We start from the raw sequence: 16,551 nt of genomic DNA, 5'->3' as shown, positions 1-16,551 counted from the left end.
TCATGCGGGTTTAAAGCGCCCGCATGACCACCGACACCTCAGGCCTGAGCCAGCTCGGCCAGCACACCGTCCAGCCGACCACGCCCGAAGAGGCGGTGCTGGAGCGGGTACCCAATCCGCATAACGACACCCTGTATCTGGCCCGTTTCACGGCGCCGGAGTTCACGAGCCTGTGCCCGGTGACGGGTCAACCGGACTTCGCCCACATCGTCATCGACTATGCGCCGGGCGAGTGGCTGGTCGAATCCAAGTCGCTGAAGATCTACCTGACCAGCTTCCGCAACCACGGCGCCTTCCACGAGGACTGCACCGTGGCCATCGGCAAGCGGATCGCCGATCTGCTGCAGCCGAAGTGGCTGAGGATCGGCGGCTACTGGTATCCGCGCGGCGGCATCCCGATCGACGTCTTTTGGCAGACGGGCTCCGCCCCCGAAGGCCTGTGGCTGCCCGACCAGGGCGTGCCGACCTATCGCGGGCGGGGCTGATCGCGCTTAGCGTTTCCGGTCCACGAGGGCACGGTCGGGGCGCCGGCCTCGGCATTCTCAGGCATGACGGGCAGCTGTTCCATGATGGCCGGGTCGTCGCGGAACGGGTCGCCAAGACGGACGACGACGTCGAAACGCCGGTCGCCTTCGTTGACCTGACCGGCAGACCGACCGGCCAGGGCGTCGGCCGCGTCCGAGGCGTGGACCCATTGCGCCGCCGCAGCGGTGCGGTCGACGGTGGCGGTGATGGTCGGCTGGCCCGAGACCTGTTCGACGCGGACGTCGGCGGCCCCTTCGATGCCGTTCAGGACGCCGGCGACCTCGGCGGCCGTGCGCGACATGGCGGCGAAGTCGTCGCCGTAGATCATGACCGCCACGTCGGAGCGGCGGACCCCGGCGATTAGCTCGTTGAACCGCATCTCGATCGGCTGGGTGAACTCGTAGTTGTTGCCCAAGAGGGTCGAGAGGTTCTGCTCCATCCGCTCGACGACGGCGGCCTTGGGTTCGCCGGGGTTGGGCCAGTGCTTCGAGGCGGCGGCGATACTGAGGCGTTCCGCGACGGTCAGGGGGCGACCCTGTTCGTGCCGGGCGATGCCGAGGGGGCGCAGGGTGTTCTCGATCACCAGGGCCGTGATCACCGCCGCCCGCATATTGCCGAGGGCGAAGAACAGCACCGCGATGACCAGAAGGGCGCCGAGGGCCAGGTTGTGCTCCACCGTCTTGATGGTCGCCTCGACGAGGTCGGTGCGGTCCAGTTCGGGGCGCAGCGCGACGCCGGGCGGCAGGCTGGACTGGATCTCCTCCAGTCGCTGGCCGACGCGATGGGCGACCTCGCGGGAGTTCTCGCCCTGAAGCATCAGGGCGGCGCCGACCACGGTCTCGCGACCGTCGGCGCTGGCCGAGCCCAGGCGCGGGGCGCGGCCGATCTCGACCGTGGCCACGTCGGAGACGCGGATGACCTGTCCGCCCCGTTGCAGGGCGACGACCGTGACCCCGGCCGCGGTGGCGTCATCTGGCGATAGGGCGACGAGGGGCGTTTCGGCTGCGCCCTCTTCATGGCCCTCTTCCGCATGGGCGGGTTCGGGGGCGGGGCGGTTCATCAACTGGGCGGCGGGGACGGACAGATCCGGCGCGGTCGCCGCATGCTGGGCATGGCAGCACCCGTTGGCGCAGGCCGGGCCGCAGTCGGGGCAGGCTTCGCCGGCCTCGGCCGGTGCGTCGATGGAGGTCCGGCCGGCGGGGGCGCAGGCCTCCGTGGCGCAGGCGTGGGACGCGAAGGCGGGCGTGGCGAAGGCGAGCGCCAACACCACGGCCCCGGTCAAGCCCATCCGGCTCATCAACTGTCGCATCAGGCGAAGCATGTCGGATGCCTGAGCACGGTTCGGCCGTGCGTCGAACGGGCGTCCAAGCGGCGAAGGGCGACCCTTCGCCGCGTGTCGTGAAGTCAGCCCCAGGCGCCGGCGGTCGGTTCCTCGCGGAACTCGAAGTCGCCATCGGTCGACAGGGTCAGGTCGCGCCAGGCGTCCAGATCGGCCTGGAGGCTGTCGATCTTGCCCTGGATGTTACGCAAGGCGTCGGAGCCGGCGGCCCAACGCATCGGTTGTTTCGGAGCCGTGATCAAGGTGAGAAGGCCCTGGGCCAGACGGTCGGGGTCGCCCGCCTGATTGTGGCTGCGCGCGTCGTAGAAGCTCTTCAGGGCCTCGGCCGCCTCGGCATAGTCCGCGATCGGCGTGGTGCCGTGTTTGACCGAGGTCGGGGCCAGGAAGTCGGTGCGGAAGAAGCCCGGTTCGACGATGGTCACCTGGATGCCGAAGGTCGCGACTTCTCCGGCCAGACTCTCCGAGAAGCCCTCCACAGCGAATTTCGAGGCGCAGTATAGGGTGCCGCTGGCGCCGCCGACGATGCCGCCGACCGAGGCGACGTTGAAGATGCGACCCGAGCGCTGGGCGCGCATGGCGGGCAGGACGGCGCGGGTGACCTGCATCAGGCCGAACACATTGGTGTCGTACTGGGTCTGGACGTCGGCGATGGTCGATTCCTCGAACATGCCGAGGTGGCCGTAGCCGGCGTTGTTCACCAGGACGTCGATGCGGCCGAAGCGGGCGAGGGCCGCGTCCACGGCGGGCTGAGCGGCGTCGAGGTCCGAAACGTCCAGCGCCAGCGACAGGAGCCGATCGGAATCCTCGCCGTATTCGGCGGTCAGGTCGGCGCGCTTGCGACCGGTGACGACGACGTTATCGCCGGCGTCCAGGGCGGCGCGGGCGATGGCGACGCCGAGGCCGCGGGTGGCGCCGGTGATGAACCAGGTGCGGGGGGCGGTGGTCATGGGAAGTCTCCTCTGCTGAGGCCGTCTTCATGCACCCGCCGGGCCTGTGGAGCGTAGATCGATGCCGCCAGTCTCTTGCATGATCCTGCCATCCGGCCGGTTGCGCTTGCGCGAACGGCGTTGCGAGCGTTGAGTGCGGCCATGGATCGCTTGCACGAACTCGCCGACGTCATCCGCCGCCACGCCGGGCCGACCGCCATGACATTGGGCGGGCCGGATGCGCTGCTGATCACCGCCGACGCCATCACTCCGGCGCAGCAGATCGTCTATGAGCCCATGCTGTGCGTGATCCTGTCGGGCGCCAAGCGGACTACGCTGGGCAGCCGGACCTTCGACTATCACGCGGGCGACTATCTGGTGGTCTCTGCCGATCTGCCGGTTAGCGGGCAGGTGCTGGAGGCGCCTTATGCGGCGGTTGGGGTCGCGCTGGATCCGGCGATGATCTCCGAACTGATGCTGGAGGCCGGCGGGGCGCCGGACGACACGGCGGGGCCGGGTCTCATGGTCAGTCGGATGGACGAGGGTCTGGTGGATGCGGTCGGGCGGCTGATCGGACTGTTGGACCGGCCGGGCGACGCGGCGGTGCTGGCCCCCATGATCCGACGCGAGATCGTCTGGCGACTGCTGGCCGGAGAGAACGGCGCGATGATGCGCCAGATCGGATCTAAGGACGGACGGTTGGGGCGCATCCAGCGCGTCATCCGCCAGCTGCGCGAACGCTATGCCGAGCCGGTGCGGATCGAGGACCTGGCCGAACTGGCGGGGATGAGCGAGACCAGCCTGCACCGCCATTTCAAGGCCGTGACCTCCATGAGCCCGCTGCAATACCAGAAGCAGGTCCGGCTACAGGAGGCGCGCAATCGCCTGCTGTCCGACGGTCACGACATCGCGGGCGTCGGTTTCGCCGTCGGCTACGACAGCCCCAGCCAGTTCAGCCGCGAATACAGCCGCCAGTTCGGCCGCCCGCCGGGACGCGATCTGGAGCGATTGCGCGCCGAACCCATGCAGGCGGCCGTGCTTTGAGCGAGACGCGCAGGCTGCCCTGGGAGGTTCGCGGTCGGGCCTGGCTCGAAGGGCTTCAGGTCTGGGCCGACCGGGCGACGTGGAGCCGGTTCGCCTTCGCCTTCCTGATGTTCGGGATCAAACAGGCCTACGCCTGCCTGTTCGGCGGGGCGATGCTGGGTCTGATCCTGGTGACCTTCCTGTTCTGGCCGGACGGGGCGCCGGTGTCGCGCTACGACTTCCTGGTCGTCGGGGCGGTGATCCTTCAGGCCCTGATGCTGGGGTTGAAGCTGGAGACCTGGGCCGAGGCGCGGGTGATCCTGCTGTTTCACATCGCCGGGACGATCATGGAACTGTTCAAGACGGCGCACGGGTCGTGGGTCTATCCGGAGGACTCGGTGCTGCGGATCGGGGCCGTGCCCCTGTTCTCGGGCTTCATGTATGCGGCGGTGGGGTCCTACATCGCGCGGGTGCAGCGGATTTTCCACATCCGGGTGCGCGGCTATCCGCCGATCTGGACGACCTGGGTGCTGGCGGCGGCGATCTATGTGAACTTCTTCTCCCACCACTGGCTGCCGGACATTCGGCTGGCCCTGTTCGTGGCGACGGCCCTGTTGTTCGGGCGAGGCTGGTTCTGGTTCACGGCGAACCGGACGCGGCTGAAGATGCCCCTGTTGCTGGGCTATTTCCTGGTCGCCCTGTTCATCTGGTTCGCGGAGAACCTGGGAACGCTCGGTCGGGCCTGGGCCTATCCGGGACAGGAGCATGGGTGGGAGATGGTGTCGCTGGCCAAGCTGGGCAGCTGGTTCCTGTTGATGATCATTTCGGTGGTGATGGTCGCCCTGGTCCATCGCCCGGAGGAGGAGCCGCGATGAGCGACGGTTGGGATGTGTCGGCCGAGGCCTGGATCGCGTCGCAGGGCGAGGAGGGCGACTTCGGACGGCGCTGGGTCATGGACGCTCCGATGATGGAGCGGGTGCGGTCGAGGCCGTATGGGTGCGCGCTCGACGTCGGCTGCGGCGAGGGGCGATTCTGCCGGATGCTGAAGGCGGAGGGCATGGCCGTGGCCGGCATCGACCCGACGGCGGCCCTGATCGACCATGCGCGGTCGCTGGACGCCGACAGCGACTATCGGGTCGAGAAGGCCGAGGCTCTGAGCTTCGCGGACGAAGCCTTCGATCTGGTGGTCAGCTATCTGTCGCTGATCGACATTCCGGACGTGCGGACGGCCATCGGGGAGATGGCGCGGGTTCTCAAGCCCGGCGGACGGCTGCTGATCGCCAATCTGGCGGCCTACAACTCCGCCGCCGACGCCAACGATATGGGCTGGACGACCCTGCCGGACGGGCGCCGCGCCCATGCGATGGACCATTATCTGGAGGAGAAGGTCGGCTGGATCGCCTGGAAGGGCATCCGCATCCAGAACTGGCACCGGCCGCTATCGACCTACATGACCCTGTTACTGGAGCAGGGGCTGACCCTCACGCATTTCGACGAGCCGCGCGCCCATGGCGGCGACCCGGTCCGACAGGCGCACTACGACCGCGCGCCCTGGTTCATGCTGATGGAGTGGGCGAAGCCCGAGGCCTAGCAGGTCTGGCCGCGCACATAGGGCATGCTCCGCCCGAACCGGGGATCCGCGATCGGGCTGGTATCGGCCGCGCAGGGCAGGACGTCGTTGCGAAGGGACGTGCTCATCGGCACGCGGCCGCTGCGGGCGTGGAACTCGGCCAGGGAAATCGTCGGCTTGGCGCAGGCGCCCAGGCTCGCCAGAGCGGTCAAGGCGGCGGACAGTACGACCAGACGCTTCATCGTTGCGGCTCCCTGTGGGGCATTTGGCCCGTCTCGCGAAATCAACACCACCAGAAGACGTACTGTCCATAGCGTTGTTCGGGAAAAAGGGGCGCAGGCTCAGGGCAGGGTGGTGGTCAGGGCCGCGATGTCGGGACGGTCGCGCTCCAGCAGGGGGTCCACCGGCGTCCCCAGATGGATGAAACCGGCGACCTTTTCGTCCTCCGTAACGCCGAACAGGGCCGCGGCCTCGGCGTCGAAGCTGTACCAGTCGGTGATCCAGCTGGAGGCGAAGCCATGGGCCCCGGCCGCGTGCTCCAGGTTCATGCAGACCGCGCCGGCCGAAAGCTCCTGTTCCCACACAGGCTTGGAGGCGGGACGGGCGGTCGAGACGACTAGGACCGTCGTCGGGGCGGCGGTCAGTTTGGCGAGGACAGCCGTGGCCTTGGACGGCAGGCTCTTAGCCACGGCCATGGCGGCGAGCTTCTCGGCGATCTCGGCGCGGGTGACGGAGCCGAGGACGACGAACCGCCAGGGGGTCAGCTTGCCGTGGTCCGGTGACCGGGCGGCGAGGGTCAGGATGTTCGTGATCTGGGCCGTGTCGGGGCCGGGCGCGGCCAACCCTTGCGCCGGAGCGGAGCGGCGCACGGCCAGCCGGGTCAGCATCTCCTGCGACGGCGTGGGCGAGGGCAGGGGGGCGCCGAGGGCGACGGGAGGAGGCAGGGTCATACGCCGTAGCTAGGCGTTCGACCCCTGCGGCGCCATATGCCGCCCATGAGCGATTCACGCGACGACTTCGACGCCGACCGGCCGCTGCCCGTCTGGGACCCCAATCCGCCCGCGCGCCCGCGCTGGAAGAGCGATGGGGAGACGACGACCTTCGAGAACCCGTGGATGCGACTGACCTCCCATCCGGCGACCGCGCCGACGGGGGCGGAGGCGACCTATGTCGTGATGCGGCCCAAGAACCTGTCCGTCGGCGTCCTGCCGGTCCATGCGGACGGAACGGTGACCCTGGTCGGACAGGCGCGGTTCGCCCTGGCCAACTACTCCTGGGAGATGCCGGAGGGCGGGGCGCCCTATGACGAGGACCCGCTGGAAGGGGTGAAGCGGGAACTGGCCGAGGAGGCGGGGCTGGTCGCCAAATCCTGGCGCGAAGTGCTGCGGATGGAGATGTCCAACTCCATCACCGACGAACGGGCGATCGCCTGGCTGGCCTGGGATCTGAGCGAGGTCGAAAAAGACCCGGACCCCACCGAGGTGATCGAACTGGTCCGCGTGCCGTTCCGGACCCTGATGGCGGAGATCGACCGGGGCGCGGTGCGCGACACGTTTACGGTGGTTACAGCCCTCAGGGCCTACCATATGGCTAGGGAGTCGCTGATCCCGGGCTGGCTGGCGCACGCCATGCTGACCCGGGTATGATGACGCATGGAGCCGGTCATGCCCAAGCTTGAAGTCGTCGCGTCCAAGGACGGTGTCTGGAGCCAGCTGCGCGCCTCGGCGGAGGAGGCGGCACGCGGGGAGCCGCATCTGGGTTCGCTGATGAACGCGACCATCCTGTCGCACAACGACCTAGCGAATGCGTTGAGTTTCCAGATCGCGAGGAAGATCGGCGATGCCGAACTGGCCCAGATGAGCGTGCGCGAGGTCTGCGCCTTCGCCTTCTGGTCGGACCCGTCGATCGTGGCGGCGGCGGAAGCCGACCTCCAGGCCGTGGCCGAGCGAGATCCGGCGATCAAGACGCTGTTGCAGCCATTCCTCTACTTCAAGGGCTTCCAGGCCTTGCAGGCGTCGCGGGTGGCCCACTGGCTGTGGACCCAAGGACGCGAGACCCTGGCCTTCCACTTCCAGAGCCGGATTTCGGAGCTGTTCCAGATCGACATCCATCCGGGCGCCAAGCTGGGCTCGGGCCTGTTCCTGGACCACGGCACGGGCATCGTCATCGGCGAGACGGCGGTGGTCGGCGACGAGGTGTCGATGCTTCACGGCGTGACCCTGGGCGGCACGGGCGCCGAACGCGGCGACCGCCATCCGAAGATCGGCAAGGGCGTGCTTCTGGGCGCCGGGGCCAAGGTGCTGGGCAATATCGTCGTCGGCGACTACGCCAAGGTGGCCTCAGGCTCGGTGGTGCTGAAGCCGGTGCCGGCGGGCTGCACCGTGGCGGGCGTTCCGGCGCGGCTGGTCAACTGTCCGACGGACGCGGCGCCGGCGCGAACGATGGACCATACCCTGGCCGACATCGTGTATGATTTCGTGATCTAGCTTTTCATGGCGAGGCTGCCCCTTTAGGTTCCGCGCCTTCAATCCAGACCACCGAGGCTACCCGTGACCAACGAAGACATGAAGCGCATCGAGACGCACCTGAAGCGCACCTTCAACACGGGCGGCATCGTCGTTAAGCCGCGTCCGAAGGTGACCGACTCGGCCGAGGTCTATGTCGGCGACGAGTTCATCGGCGTCGTCTTCGATGACGAGGACGAGGACGGCAGCTTCATGTTCGAAATGGCCATCCTGGCGGAAGACCTGCCCGCCGCCTGATCCGGTTGGATCGCGCAAACAAAAACGCCGGGCGGTGCGAACCGCCCGGCGTTTGTCGTTTCAGGCCGCTGGTTTCAGCGCTTGCCGAAGATGGCGTCGGCCAGCTTGTCGAAGAAGCCCTTCTTCGGAGCCGGAGCGGCCGGTTTGGCGGCGGGCGCCGGAGCAGCGGCGGCCGGAGCGGCCGTGACGGCGGGCTTCGGAGCCGGAGCCGGAGCCGGGGCGGCGGCGACAGCAGGCTTTGGCGACGGGGCCGGAGCAGCGGCGGGCTTCGCGGCCGGTGCGGCGGCGGCAGCCGGCTTGGCGGCCGGAGCAGCCTTGGCAGCCGGCGCCTTCGCGGCGGCCTTCGGAGCGGCGGTCTTGGCGGCGGGCTTTGCGGCCGCCTTCGGTGCAGCCTTCGCGGCCGGGGCTTTCGCAGCAGCCTTGGGGGCGGCCGGCTTGGCGGCGGGTTTCGCGGCAGCGGTCTTGGCCGGAGCTTTTGCTGCGGCCTTCGGAGCGGCAGCCTTGACCGTGGTCTTCGGCGCGGCAGCCTTGGCGGCCGGAGCCTTCGCGGCCGGCTTGGCGGCGGGCTTCGCAGCGGCCTTCACGGGAGCCTTGGCGGCCGGAGCCGGCTTCGCAGCGGCGGGTTTGGCGGCGGCCGGCTTCGCGGCGGCGGCGGGCTTCGTGGTTTTCGCGGTCGACTTCGCGGCCGGTTTAGGCTTGGAAGCGGCAGGCGCCTTGGGCGACGCAGTAGACGGTGACTTGGCCATGTATTCCCCGACCCCTCGGTTGGAACGATCGCGACCAGTGCGGGAGAGCACGGGCGCAAACTCAATAGTATCGATTCGCAATGATACCGGCGTTTGAACAAATGTCCCACAATCCCGTACAGATAATCGCACGCGGCCCGCGCGCCGCCGCTGAAGCCGCCGCCGCGGACATCGATTCCGATGTGCTGCTAGAGGGCGCGACCTATTCGATTCTCGAGGAAGACGAGGATCGGGGCATCTGGCGCATCGACGCCTTCCCGACGTCTCAGGACGAGGTCGACATCCTCACCAAGCGCCTGGCGCAACATCCGGACGTGACCGTGAAGGTAGAGGCCCTGGCCGACGCCGACTGGCTGGCCATGTCGCTGTCCGGCCTGCCGCCGGTCGAGGCCGGGCGGTTCTTCGTCTATGGTGCCCACGATCAGGGGCGGGTGCCGCCGAACCGCGTGAACCTGAAGATCGACGCCGGCGCCGCCTTCGGCACCGGGCACCACGGCACGACCGTGGGCTGTCTGATCGCCTATGACGAGCTTCTGAAGCGTGAGCGGTTCGACCGGGTGCTGGACGTCGGCTGCGGCACGGGCGTCTTGGCCATCGCGGCGGCGCGAACCGGATCCAGCCTGGCCATCGGCACCGACATCGACGAGCCCTCAGTGCGGATCGCCAACGAGAACGCCAAGCTGAACCACGCCAATGCGCGCTTCGTCCACGCCTCGGGTCTGAACGACATCAAGGTACGGGCGGGGGCTCCCTACGATCTGGTGTTCGCCAACATCCTGGCCCCGCCGCTGGTTGCCTTGTCGCAGGACATCAAGATGTCGCTCCGCATCGGCGGGGTCGCGATCCTGTCGGGCCTTCTGCGGACGCAGGAGCGGCGCGTGACAGCGGCCTATCTGTCGCGCGGCTTCCGTCTGGAGCGGCGGATCCATCGCGACGCCTGGAGCGCCCTGGTGCTGAGGCGGATGGCTTAGCCTTACGGAACCCGGGTCAAGCGGCGCCGTTTCTCCGGCTGATACTGGAGGAACCGCCGTGGCCTACGACCCCAACGCCATCCCGCCGACCGATCGCATCGTGCGGGAGCCCGTCTATACCGAGACCGTCATCGTCCGCCGTGAATCCAGCACCGGCTGGTGGATCGCGGGCGGACTGGCGGCCGCCGTCCTGATCGCCGTCCTGTGGATCCTGACCACCGGCGGCCGCAACGACGAGACCGAAGCCCAATTGGCCCAGGCCCAGGCTGAGGCCGTCGCGGCTCAGGCCCGCGCCGATCAGGCCGTGGTCCAGAGCCAGATCGCCGGCGCCCAACAGAGCGTCGACATCGCCCGCATGGACGCCGCCCGCGCCCAGGCCGACGCCGCCCGTGTCGCCAGCGAGGCGCGCGCCGAAGCCGCTCGCGCCGCCGCCCGGACCCCGCCGCCCGTCGTCCTGACCGTCCCGGCCGCGCCGGAGCCGGCCCCGACGGGTTCGGCGACCATCACAAGCACGACGCCGCAGAACTGATCCGGTCGATCCGCACGTTCGCCCCTTCCCCATGAGCGGGAGGGGGCGCTATTGCGTGCGGCATGCGCCAGTCCTTCGATGAAACCACCTCGCCGGCCTTCGGGGCCAAACACCTTCCGCTCGTGCGCGCCGCGATGGCGGAGCAGAGGCTGGATGGCTTCCTGGTCCCGCACGAGGACGAGCATCAAAACGAATATCTGCCCGCCGCCAACGACCGGCTGGCCTGGCTGACCGGCTTCACCGGCTCGGCGGGCGCGGGTGTGGTGCTGAAAGACAGGGCGGCGGTGTTCGCCGACGGTCGCTACACCGTTCAGGTCCGGGCCCAGGTCGACGCCGGCCAGTTCGAGATCCTCGATCTCGTCGAGGGCGGGGTGCCCGCCTACCTCGAGAAGGCCCCGAAGGGCGCCGTCATCGGCTACGACCCCCGCCTGCACAGCCCCGACGCGCTGGCGACCCTGAAGCGGGCTGCGGCCAAGGCCGGGGCGAGTCTCAAGCCCATCGACAACAACCCCGTGGACGCAGCCTGGGCCGAACGCCCGGCCCAGCCCAGCGCGCCCGTCGTGCCGCACGAAGATCGCTATGCGGGCGAAAGCAGCGCCGCCAAGCGCAAGCGGATCGGGGAGGCGGTCGCCGCCGCCGGGGCCGACGCCGTCGTCCTGACCGCGCCGTCGTCGATCGCCTGGCTGTTCAATGTGCGCGGCGGCGACGTGATCCGTTCGCCCCTGCCGCTGGCCCAGGCCATCGTCGCGGCCAACGGGACGGCCATGCTGTTCCTCGACCCGGCCAAGGTGACCAACGAACTGCCGGGCTGGCTCGGCGACGACGTCACCCTGATGAACCCCGGCGAGTTGGGACAGGCGCTGGAGGGGATGAAGGGCTTCAAGGTCCTGGTCGACCCGGCGCAATCGTCGGCCTGGTATTTCGACCGGCTGGAGTTGGTCGGGGCGACCGTGGTGCGCGGCATGGATCCCTGCGCCATCCCCCGTGCGGCCAAGAACCCGGTCGAGATCGAGGGTTCGCGTCAGGCCCATATTCGCGACGGCGCGGCCCTCGCGCGGTTCCTGCACTGGGTGGACACGACGGCCCAGGTCGAACTGCCCGACGAGCGCGGCGTGGTCGAGGCGCTGGAGCGGTTCCGCGAGGAGACCGGGGCGCTGAAGGACCTCAGCTTCGACACCATCGCCGGGATCGGGCCGAACGCCGCCCTGCCGCACTACAAGCCCGTCACCCGCACGATCCGCAAGATGGAGCCGGGCTCCCTGCTGCTGGTGGACGGCGGCGGCCAGTATCTGGACGGCACCACCGACGTCACCCGCACCATGGCCATCGGCGAACCCTCCGCCGACCAGCGCCGCATGTTCACCCTGGTGCTGAAGGCGCACATCGCCATGGCCGTGATCCGCTTCCCGGTCGGGACGAGCGGGCACCAGCTGGACGCCTTGGCCCGCGCCCCGATGTGGATGGCGGGCTTCGACTACGACCACGGCACAGGCCATGGCGTCGGCTCCTATCTGGGCGTCCACGAAGGGCCGCAGCGGATCGCCAAGGCGGTGAACACCCAGCCCCTCCTGACCGGCATGATCCTGTCCAACGAGCCCGGCTACTACCGCGAAGGCCACTGGGGCATCCGCATCGAGACGCTTCAGGTCGTCACGGCCCCCGAGCCCATCCCCGGCGGCGAGCGTCCGATGCACGGCTTCGAGCAACTGACCTTCGCCCCGCTGGACCGGAAACTGATCGACGTCGACCTGCTGACCGAGGCCGAGCGCGCCTATGTCGACGCCTATCACGCCGAGACCTGGACCAAGGTCGGCCCGTTGATGGACGGCGAGGCGCAGGCCTGGCTGGAGGCGCAGTGCGCGCCGTTGGCGGCCTAGACCACCTGACCGGCCGCTGGCCCGCCGCCGTCGCAAGACGAGGCAGGCCGGCCTGAGACGTGGATCACCGGCGGATCGGTCAGATCATCGTCCGCCGGCGCCTGGCCTGCATGGCCGCCGCGAACAGGCCAGATGCCGCGAGCAGGGAGGCGAGGGCGATCAACGACCACTCTCCCATCGTCGGAACCGGCGGTGGGCCGATCCGCAGGATGTAGCGGTCGGCCGTGGGCCCGGAACCCCAGCTCCAGACGTAGGTGCCAGGCGTGAGGCCCATCGAGGCCAGGGTCTGACCTGAAAAGGTGTTCGTGGAGGAAAAGGGGTCGCCCGGAGTCCAGGCCGATGGAATCCATACGGAGGGACCACCATTGAGAACGGTTGTGAACGCAACGCAGTCCCCGGACCCGCTCGAGCCCAACGTCGTTGTCGAGACCGGTAACGAAGTCGGACCTGTCATGCCCGTGAATTGTCGGACGGCTACGGCGCCGCCACAAGCTCCAGTGATCACCGACACTGACGTCATCGCGCCGTTTGCGCCGAAGGCGGTTTGCGCGCCTGGCATCGTCAGGGCTGTTGTGTTGAGCGTCCCGCTGCCTGTAACGACCACGTCGGGTCCAACCTGCTGAACGGAGAAGGTGTACTCCGCATGGGCGGGCGACCCCAGACCCAGGGCGAACACAATGGCGGCGGCCGCGCTGGCCCAGCTGCTCTTGACTGCGATCTTCATTCTTCCCCCCGGACAGCGCGTTAAAAAGCCATCGGCTCGCACCGAAGTCCAGCACCGACGACCGCCGGTCTCCTAAAAATGTACGCCATCGACACTCGACCTGGGCGGCCTTGCGGATCGACTGTGCGGCGCCGACGTTCTGGTCTTACCCACCCAAGGAGAGCGCCTATGAAGACCCGTCGTCTCGGACCGAACGGTCCTGAAGTTTCGGCCATCGGCCTGGGGTGCATGGGGATGGCGTCCTTCTACGGCACGCCGTCCGACGAGGCCCAGGCGACGGCGGTGATCCACCGCGCACTGGATCTGGGCGTCACCTTCTTCGACACGGCCGAGATGTACGGCCCGCACACCAACGAGATCCAGGTCGGCAAGGCCCTGGCCGACCGCCGCGACAAGGCCTTCGTCGCCACCAAGTTCGGCATAGGCTGGAACGCGGACCGCACGGCCCTGAAGGTCGACGGCTCGCCCGCCAATGTCCGCCGCGCCATCGAGGGCAGTCTGACGCGCCTCGGTATGGACCATGTCGATCTCTACTACCTGCACCGCGTCGATCCGGACACGCCGATCGAGGAGACGGTCGGGGCGATGGCCGAGCTGGTGAAGGAGGGCAAGGTCCGCTTCCTGGGCCTGTCCGAGGCGGCGCCGGCGACCATCCGCAAGGCCCACGCGACCCATCCGATCACGGCGCTCCAGACCGAATATTCGCTGTGGTCGCGCGAGCCGGAGGACGAGATCCTGGCCACCGTGCGCGAGCTCGGCATCGGCTTCGTACCCTACAGCCCCCTGGGGCGCGGCTTCCTGTCGGGCGACATCAAGTCGATCGACGATCTGGAGGAGGGCGATTTCCGCCGCACCAACCCGCGCTTCATGGGCGAGAATTTCCAGAAGAACCTGGACCTGGTCGAGGCGGTGAAGGCCATCGCTCACGACCGGGGTGTGACCGCCGCCCAGCTGGCCCTGGCCTGGGTGCTGGCGCAGGGCGACCATCTGGTCCCGATCCCCGGCACGCGCCGGATCGCGACCCTGGAGCAGAACGCGGCGGCGACGGACATCACCTTGACGGCCGAGGACGTCGAGGCGATCGAGGCGGTCTTCCCCAAGAACGCCGCCTCCGGCCACCGCTACGCCCCGGCGGCCCAGAGCGCGCTGAACCGCTAGCCACCGATCAGGGCCAACCACTCATCCTCGGTCAGCACGGCGACGCCGTGTTTCTGGGCGTCGGCCAGCTTGGAGCCGGCGCCCGGACCGGCGACCAGATAGTCGGTCTTCTTCGACACCGAGCCGGAAACCTTGGCGCCCAGGCTTTCGGCGCGGGCCTTGGCCTCGTCGCGGGTGAAGCGTTCCAGCGCGCCGGTGAAGACGACGGTCTTGCCGGCGACCTGCGTGTCGGACTTCGGGCGTTCGGCGTCCTCGATGACGTCGAGCTGGTCGATCAGGTTCGTGACGACGGTCTGGTTATGCGGCTCGTGGAAGAACTCGGCGACCGCGCGGGCGGCGACCGGGCCGACGCCCGAGATGCCGGCGATCTCGCCCAGCGTCGCCGAGGGGCCGTCCTCACGCGCGATGCGGGCCAGTTCGAGGATGCTGGGCCAGTCGGTGGTCAGTTCCGCGAGAGCCCGGCGGGCGGGCGCGGCGACGCCGGGGAAGGCGAAGGCCAGCTTCTGGTCCAGCGGCGCCTCAGGCCAGGGATCGTCAGATGACAGCTCGGCGGCGGCCATGACCGACAGGGTCCGGGCCGAGACGCCGTGGCCCTCGGCAAGCTGGGTCCATTCGGGGGAGGGGATGCCGGAGGCGGCCTCCAGCGCGGCGGCGTGGAAGGCCTTCCAGTCGCCGAAATGGCGGGCGAGCAGCAGCGAGGTCTGGTCGCCGATGTCGCGGATGCCGAGGCCGAACAGCAGGCGCTCCAACGCGATGGTCCTGCGGGCGTCGATGCCGGCGACGAGGTTCTTCACGCTCGTCTCGCCGTAGCCGTCCTCGGCGCGCAGGTCGTCGAGCTTCTCCGTGTCGCGGGCCAAACGGAAGATGTCGGCGGGCTCATGGATCCAGCCGCGCTCATGGAAGGCGATCAGCTGTTTCTCGCCCAGACCCTCGATGTCGAAGGCGCGGCGGCTGACGAAATGCTTGAGCCGTTCGACCAGTTGGGCGGCGCAGATCAGGCCGCCGGTGCAGCGCCGCCGCACCTCGCCCTCGGGCCGCACGGCCTCGGAGCCGCAGACCGGGCAGTGGGTCGGGAAGAGGTAGGGCATGGCGTCGGCGGGGCGTTTGTCGGCCACCACCGAGACGATCTGGGGGATCACGTCGCCGGCGCGTTGCAGGACGACGGTGTCGCCGATGCGCACGTCCTTGCGCGCAATCTCGTCCTCGTTGTGCAGTGTGGCGTTGCGGACGACGACGCCGCCGACCGTGACGGGCGCGAGGCGGGCGACGGGGGTCAGGGAGCCGGTGCGGCCGACCTGGATGTCGATGCCTTCCAGCACCGTGGTCGCCTGCTGCGCCGGGAATTTGTGGGCGATGGCCCAGCGGGGGCTGCGCGAGACGAAGCCGAGACGGCTCTGCCAGTCCAGCCGGTCGACCTTGTAGACCACGCCGTCGATGTCATAGCCGAGCCCGGCGCGGTCGGTTTCGAGGCCGTGATAGATGCCGACCAGCCCCTCGGCGCCCTCGACGCGGGTCGAACGCGGATTGACCGGGAAGCCCCAGGCGTTGAATTTCTCCAGAGCCTGTCCTTGCGTCTCCGCGAACGGCTCGGAGCTCTCGCCCCAGGCGTAGGCGAAGAAGCGTAAGGGCCGCCCCGCCGTCACGCTCGGGTCGATCTGGCGCAACGATCCGGCGGCGAAGTTCCGGGGGTTGGCGTAGGTGCGGCGGCCCGCCGCTTCGGCCTCGGCGTTGAAGGCGGCGAACTCCTCGTTGGGGGCATAGACCTCTCCGCGCACCTCGATCAGGGCGGGCCAGCCGGACCCGGAGAGCTTCTGCGGGATGTCTTTCAGCGTTTTCAGGTTCGCCGTGATGTCCTCGCCCGCACGTCCGTCGCCGCGCGTGGCGCCCTGAACGAGCACGCCGTTCTCGTAGCGGATGTTGGCGGAAAGACCGTCGATCTTGGGCTCGGCGACGAAGGCGATCCGTTCGTCGGCGGGCAGGTTCAGGAAGCGGCGGATGCGGGCGACGAAGTCGGTGACGTCGCCGTCGTCGAAGGCGTTGTCCAGCGACAACATCGGTACGCCGTGGCGCACCTCGGCGAACTGGCTGGAGACCGGGGCGCCGACCTTCCGCGACGGCGAATCCTCGCGGACCAGGGCCGGGAAACGCGTCTCGATGGCCAGGTTGCGGGCGCGCAGGGCGTCATAGTCTGCGTCGGTGATCTCCGGCGCGGCCTCGGCGTAGAGGGCGTCGTGGCGGGCCATTTCGGCGGCCAGCCGGGCCAGTTCGTCCGCCGCTTCGGCTTCGCTGAGGGATTCGATGGAGGGTTCGGCCATGGGTGCGATCTAGCATGAGGCCGGGCGGGCATGACGGTAATTTAAAGGGACGGCCCGCGCTGCTGCCGCTATTCGGGAGGGACGCA

The 16,551-nt window shown here is 69.0% G+C and carries 18 protein-coding genes; 11 read left to right on the top strand and 7 right to left on the bottom strand.

Annotated features, from left to right (window positions below):
• Window positions 1–23: 23 nt before the first annotated feature.
• Complete coding sequence (gene queF, locus ACETK8_RS13680) at window positions 24–485, top strand: preQ(1) synthase (RefSeq protein ID WP_374036390.1); 462 nt, start codon at window positions 24–26, stop codon at window positions 483–485.
• Here the strand turns inward: queF and ACETK8_RS13675 are convergent.
• Entirely contained in the window at window positions 467–1,846 is a 1,380-nt protein-coding gene (locus ACETK8_RS13675) for an efflux RND transporter permease subunit (RefSeq protein ID WP_374036389.1), read from the bottom strand. The genes queF and ACETK8_RS13675 overlap by 19 nt on opposite strands.
• A gap of 83 nt (window positions 1,847–1,929) precedes the next feature.
• A complete protein-coding gene (locus ACETK8_RS13670) occupies window positions 1,930–2,811 on the bottom strand; it encodes an oxidoreductase (RefSeq protein ID WP_374036388.1) in 882 nt (293 codons plus the stop codon).
• A gap of 141 nt (window positions 2,812–2,952) precedes the next feature.
• On the opposite strand from ACETK8_RS13670, the gene ACETK8_RS13665 reads away from it, so the two are divergent.
• Genes ACETK8_RS13665 through ACETK8_RS13655 form a run of 3 tightly spaced genes read left to right on the top strand, consistent with a single transcriptional unit; the run spans window position 2,953 to window position 5,404 of the window.
• The gene (locus tag ACETK8_RS13665; protein WP_374036387.1) at window positions 2,953–3,834 is read left to right on the top strand and encodes an AraC family transcriptional regulator; all 882 of its coding nucleotides are present in this window, start codon (window positions 2,953–2,955) and stop codon (window positions 3,832–3,834) included.
• Entirely contained in the window at window positions 3,831–4,688 is an 858-nt protein-coding gene (locus ACETK8_RS13660) for a DUF817 domain-containing protein (RefSeq protein ID WP_374036386.1), read from the top strand. The genes ACETK8_RS13665 and ACETK8_RS13660 overlap by 4 nt, the downstream gene beginning before the upstream one ends.
• Window positions 4,685–5,404 (top strand): class I SAM-dependent methyltransferase, encoded by a 720-nt coding sequence (locus ACETK8_RS13655; RefSeq protein WP_374036385.1) that lies wholly within the window; start codon window positions 4,685–4,687, stop codon window positions 5,402–5,404. Before ACETK8_RS13660 ends, ACETK8_RS13655 begins: the two co-directional genes overlap by 4 nt.
• On the opposite strand, the gene ACETK8_RS13650 is transcribed toward ACETK8_RS13655, so the two are convergent.
• Together ACETK8_RS13650 and ACETK8_RS13645 are read right to left on the bottom strand one after the other, a co-directional pair.
• Window positions 5,401–5,625, bottom strand: a complete 225-nt coding sequence (locus tag ACETK8_RS13650) for a hypothetical protein (protein ID WP_374036384.1) — start codon at window positions 5,623–5,625, stop codon at window positions 5,401–5,403. The genes ACETK8_RS13655 and ACETK8_RS13650 overlap by 4 nt on opposite strands.
• A gap of 99 nt (window positions 5,626–5,724) precedes the next feature.
• Window positions 5,725–6,333 (bottom strand): nitroreductase family protein, encoded by a 609-nt coding sequence (locus ACETK8_RS13645; RefSeq protein WP_374036383.1) that lies wholly within the window; start codon window positions 6,331–6,333, stop codon window positions 5,725–5,727.
• 45 nt (window positions 6,334–6,378) lie between these two features.
• On the opposite strand from ACETK8_RS13645, the gene ACETK8_RS13640 reads away from it, so the two are divergent.
• The 3 genes from ACETK8_RS13640 (at window position 6,379) to ACETK8_RS13630 (ending at window position 8,145) form a co-directional block, all read left to right on the top strand.
• On the top strand, window positions 6,379–7,029 hold the full coding sequence (locus ACETK8_RS13640; RefSeq protein WP_374036382.1) for an NUDIX domain-containing protein: 651 nt from the start codon (window positions 6,379–6,381) through the stop codon (window positions 7,027–7,029).
• 18 nt (window positions 7,030–7,047) lie between these two features.
• Window positions 7,048–7,869 (top strand): serine O-acetyltransferase, encoded by an 822-nt coding sequence (gene cysE / locus ACETK8_RS13635; RefSeq protein ID WP_374036381.1) that lies wholly within the window; start codon window positions 7,048–7,050, stop codon window positions 7,867–7,869.
• Window positions 7,870–7,947: 78 nt separating this feature from the next.
• On the top strand, window positions 7,948–8,145 hold the full coding sequence (locus tag ACETK8_RS13630; protein WP_374039405.1) for a DUF3126 family protein: 198 nt from the start codon (window positions 7,948–7,950) through the stop codon (window positions 8,143–8,145).
• A 74-nt stretch (window positions 8,146–8,219) separates the two neighbouring features.
• Here ACETK8_RS13630 and ACETK8_RS13625 read toward each other — a convergent pair whose 3' ends face one another.
• Window positions 8,220–8,891: a hypothetical protein gene (locus ACETK8_RS13625; RefSeq protein WP_374036380.1), complete on the bottom strand. Its 672-nt coding sequence runs from the start codon at window positions 8,889–8,891 to the stop codon at window positions 8,220–8,222.
• Between the two features lie 101 nt (window positions 8,892–8,992).
• Here ACETK8_RS13625 and ACETK8_RS13620 point away from each other — a divergent pair, with 101 nt between their 5' ends.
• From ACETK8_RS13620 to ACETK8_RS13610, 3 genes are all read left to right on the top strand, one after another.
• The gene (locus ACETK8_RS13620) at window positions 8,993–9,862 is read left to right on the top strand and encodes a 50S ribosomal protein L11 methyltransferase (protein ID WP_374036379.1); all 870 of its coding nucleotides are present in this window, start codon (window positions 8,993–8,995) and stop codon (window positions 9,860–9,862) included.
• Between the two features lie 58 nt (window positions 9,863–9,920).
• Window positions 9,921–10,391: a hypothetical protein gene (locus tag ACETK8_RS13615; protein WP_374036378.1), complete on the top strand. Its 471-nt coding sequence runs from the start codon at window positions 9,921–9,923 to the stop codon at window positions 10,389–10,391.
• Window positions 10,392–10,453: 62 nt separating this feature from the next.
• Entirely contained in the window at window positions 10,454–12,268 is a 1,815-nt protein-coding gene (locus ACETK8_RS13610; protein ID WP_374036377.1) for an aminopeptidase P family protein, read from the top strand.
• A 79-nt stretch (window positions 12,269–12,347) separates the two neighbouring features.
• Here ACETK8_RS13610 and ACETK8_RS13605 read toward each other — a convergent pair whose 3' ends face one another.
• On the bottom strand, window positions 12,348–12,992 hold the full coding sequence (locus ACETK8_RS13605; RefSeq protein WP_374036376.1) for a hypothetical protein: 645 nt from the start codon (window positions 12,990–12,992) through the stop codon (window positions 12,348–12,350).
• Between the two features lie 168 nt (window positions 12,993–13,160).
• Here ACETK8_RS13605 and ACETK8_RS13600 point away from each other — a divergent pair, with 168 nt between their 5' ends.
• Window positions 13,161–14,150 (top strand): aldo/keto reductase, encoded by a 990-nt coding sequence (locus ACETK8_RS13600; RefSeq protein ID WP_374036375.1) that lies wholly within the window; start codon window positions 13,161–13,163, stop codon window positions 14,148–14,150.
• Here ACETK8_RS13600 and ligA read toward each other — a convergent pair.
• Entirely contained in the window at window positions 14,147–16,465 is a 2,319-nt protein-coding gene (gene ligA / locus ACETK8_RS13595; RefSeq protein ID WP_374036374.1) for an NAD-dependent DNA ligase LigA, read from the bottom strand. The genes ACETK8_RS13600 and ligA overlap by 4 nt on opposite strands.
• Window positions 16,466–16,551: the final 86 nt, after the last annotated feature.

The organism is Brevundimonas staleyi (assembly GCF_041893865.1).
Lineage (GTDB): Bacteria > Pseudomonadota > Alphaproteobacteria > Caulobacterales > Caulobacteraceae > Brevundimonas > Brevundimonas staleyi.
This window is presented reverse-complemented; position numbering and strand designations above follow the sequence as displayed.

Excerpts from the sequence above, each read along its gene's own strand:
- ACETK8_RS13665 (WP_374036387.1), top strand. The coding sequence starts at position 2,953 with ATGGATCGCTTGCACGAACTCGCCGACGTCATCCGCCGCCACGCCGGG.
- ACETK8_RS13610 (WP_374036377.1), top strand. The coding sequence starts at position 10,454 with ATGCGCCAGTCCTTCGATGAAACCACCTCGCCGGCCTTCGGGGCCAAA.
- cysE (WP_374036381.1), top strand. The coding sequence starts at position 7,048 with ATGCCCAAGCTTGAAGTCGTCGCGTCCAAGGACGGTGTCTGGAGCCAG.
- ACETK8_RS13620 (WP_374036379.1), top strand. The coding sequence starts at position 8,993 with ATGTCCCACAATCCCGTACAGATAATCGCACGCGGCCCGCGCGCCGCC.
- queF (WP_374036390.1), top strand. The coding sequence starts at position 24 with ATGACCACCGACACCTCAGGCCTGAGCCAGCTCGGCCAGCACACCGTC.
- ACETK8_RS13630 (WP_374039405.1), top strand. The coding sequence starts at position 7,948 with ATGAAGCGCATCGAGACGCACCTGAAGCGCACCTTCAACACGGGCGGC.
- ACETK8_RS13640 (WP_374036382.1), top strand. The coding sequence starts at position 6,379 with ATGAGCGATTCACGCGACGACTTCGACGCCGACCGGCCGCTGCCCGTC.
- ACETK8_RS13670 (WP_374036388.1), bottom strand. The coding sequence starts at position 2,811 with ATGACCACCGCCCCCCGCACCTGGTTCATCACCGGCGCCACCCGCGGC.
- ACETK8_RS13650 (WP_374036384.1), bottom strand. The coding sequence starts at position 5,625 with ATGAAGCGTCTGGTCGTACTGTCCGCCGCCTTGACCGCTCTGGCGAGC.
- ACETK8_RS13625 (WP_374036380.1), bottom strand. The coding sequence starts at position 8,891 with ATGGCCAAGTCACCGTCTACTGCGTCGCCCAAGGCGCCTGCCGCTTCC.
- ACETK8_RS13605 (WP_374036376.1), bottom strand. The coding sequence starts at position 12,992 with ATGAAGATCGCAGTCAAGAGCAGCTGGGCCAGCGCGGCCGCCGCCATT.
- ACETK8_RS13645 (WP_374036383.1), bottom strand. The coding sequence starts at position 6,333 with ATGACCCTGCCTCCTCCCGTCGCCCTCGGCGCCCCCCTGCCCTCGCCC.
- ACETK8_RS13600 (WP_374036375.1), top strand. The coding sequence starts at position 13,161 with ATGAAGACCCGTCGTCTCGGACCGAACGGTCCTGAAGTTTCGGCCATC.
- ACETK8_RS13655 (WP_374036385.1), top strand. The coding sequence starts at position 4,685 with ATGAGCGACGGTTGGGATGTGTCGGCCGAGGCCTGGATCGCGTCGCAG.
- ACETK8_RS13675 (WP_374036389.1), bottom strand. The coding sequence starts at position 1,846 with ATGCTTCGCCTGATGCGACAGTTGATGAGCCGGATGGGCTTGACCGGG.
- ligA (WP_374036374.1), bottom strand. The coding sequence starts at position 16,465 with ATGGCCGAACCCTCCATCGAATCCCTCAGCGAAGCCGAAGCGGCGGAC.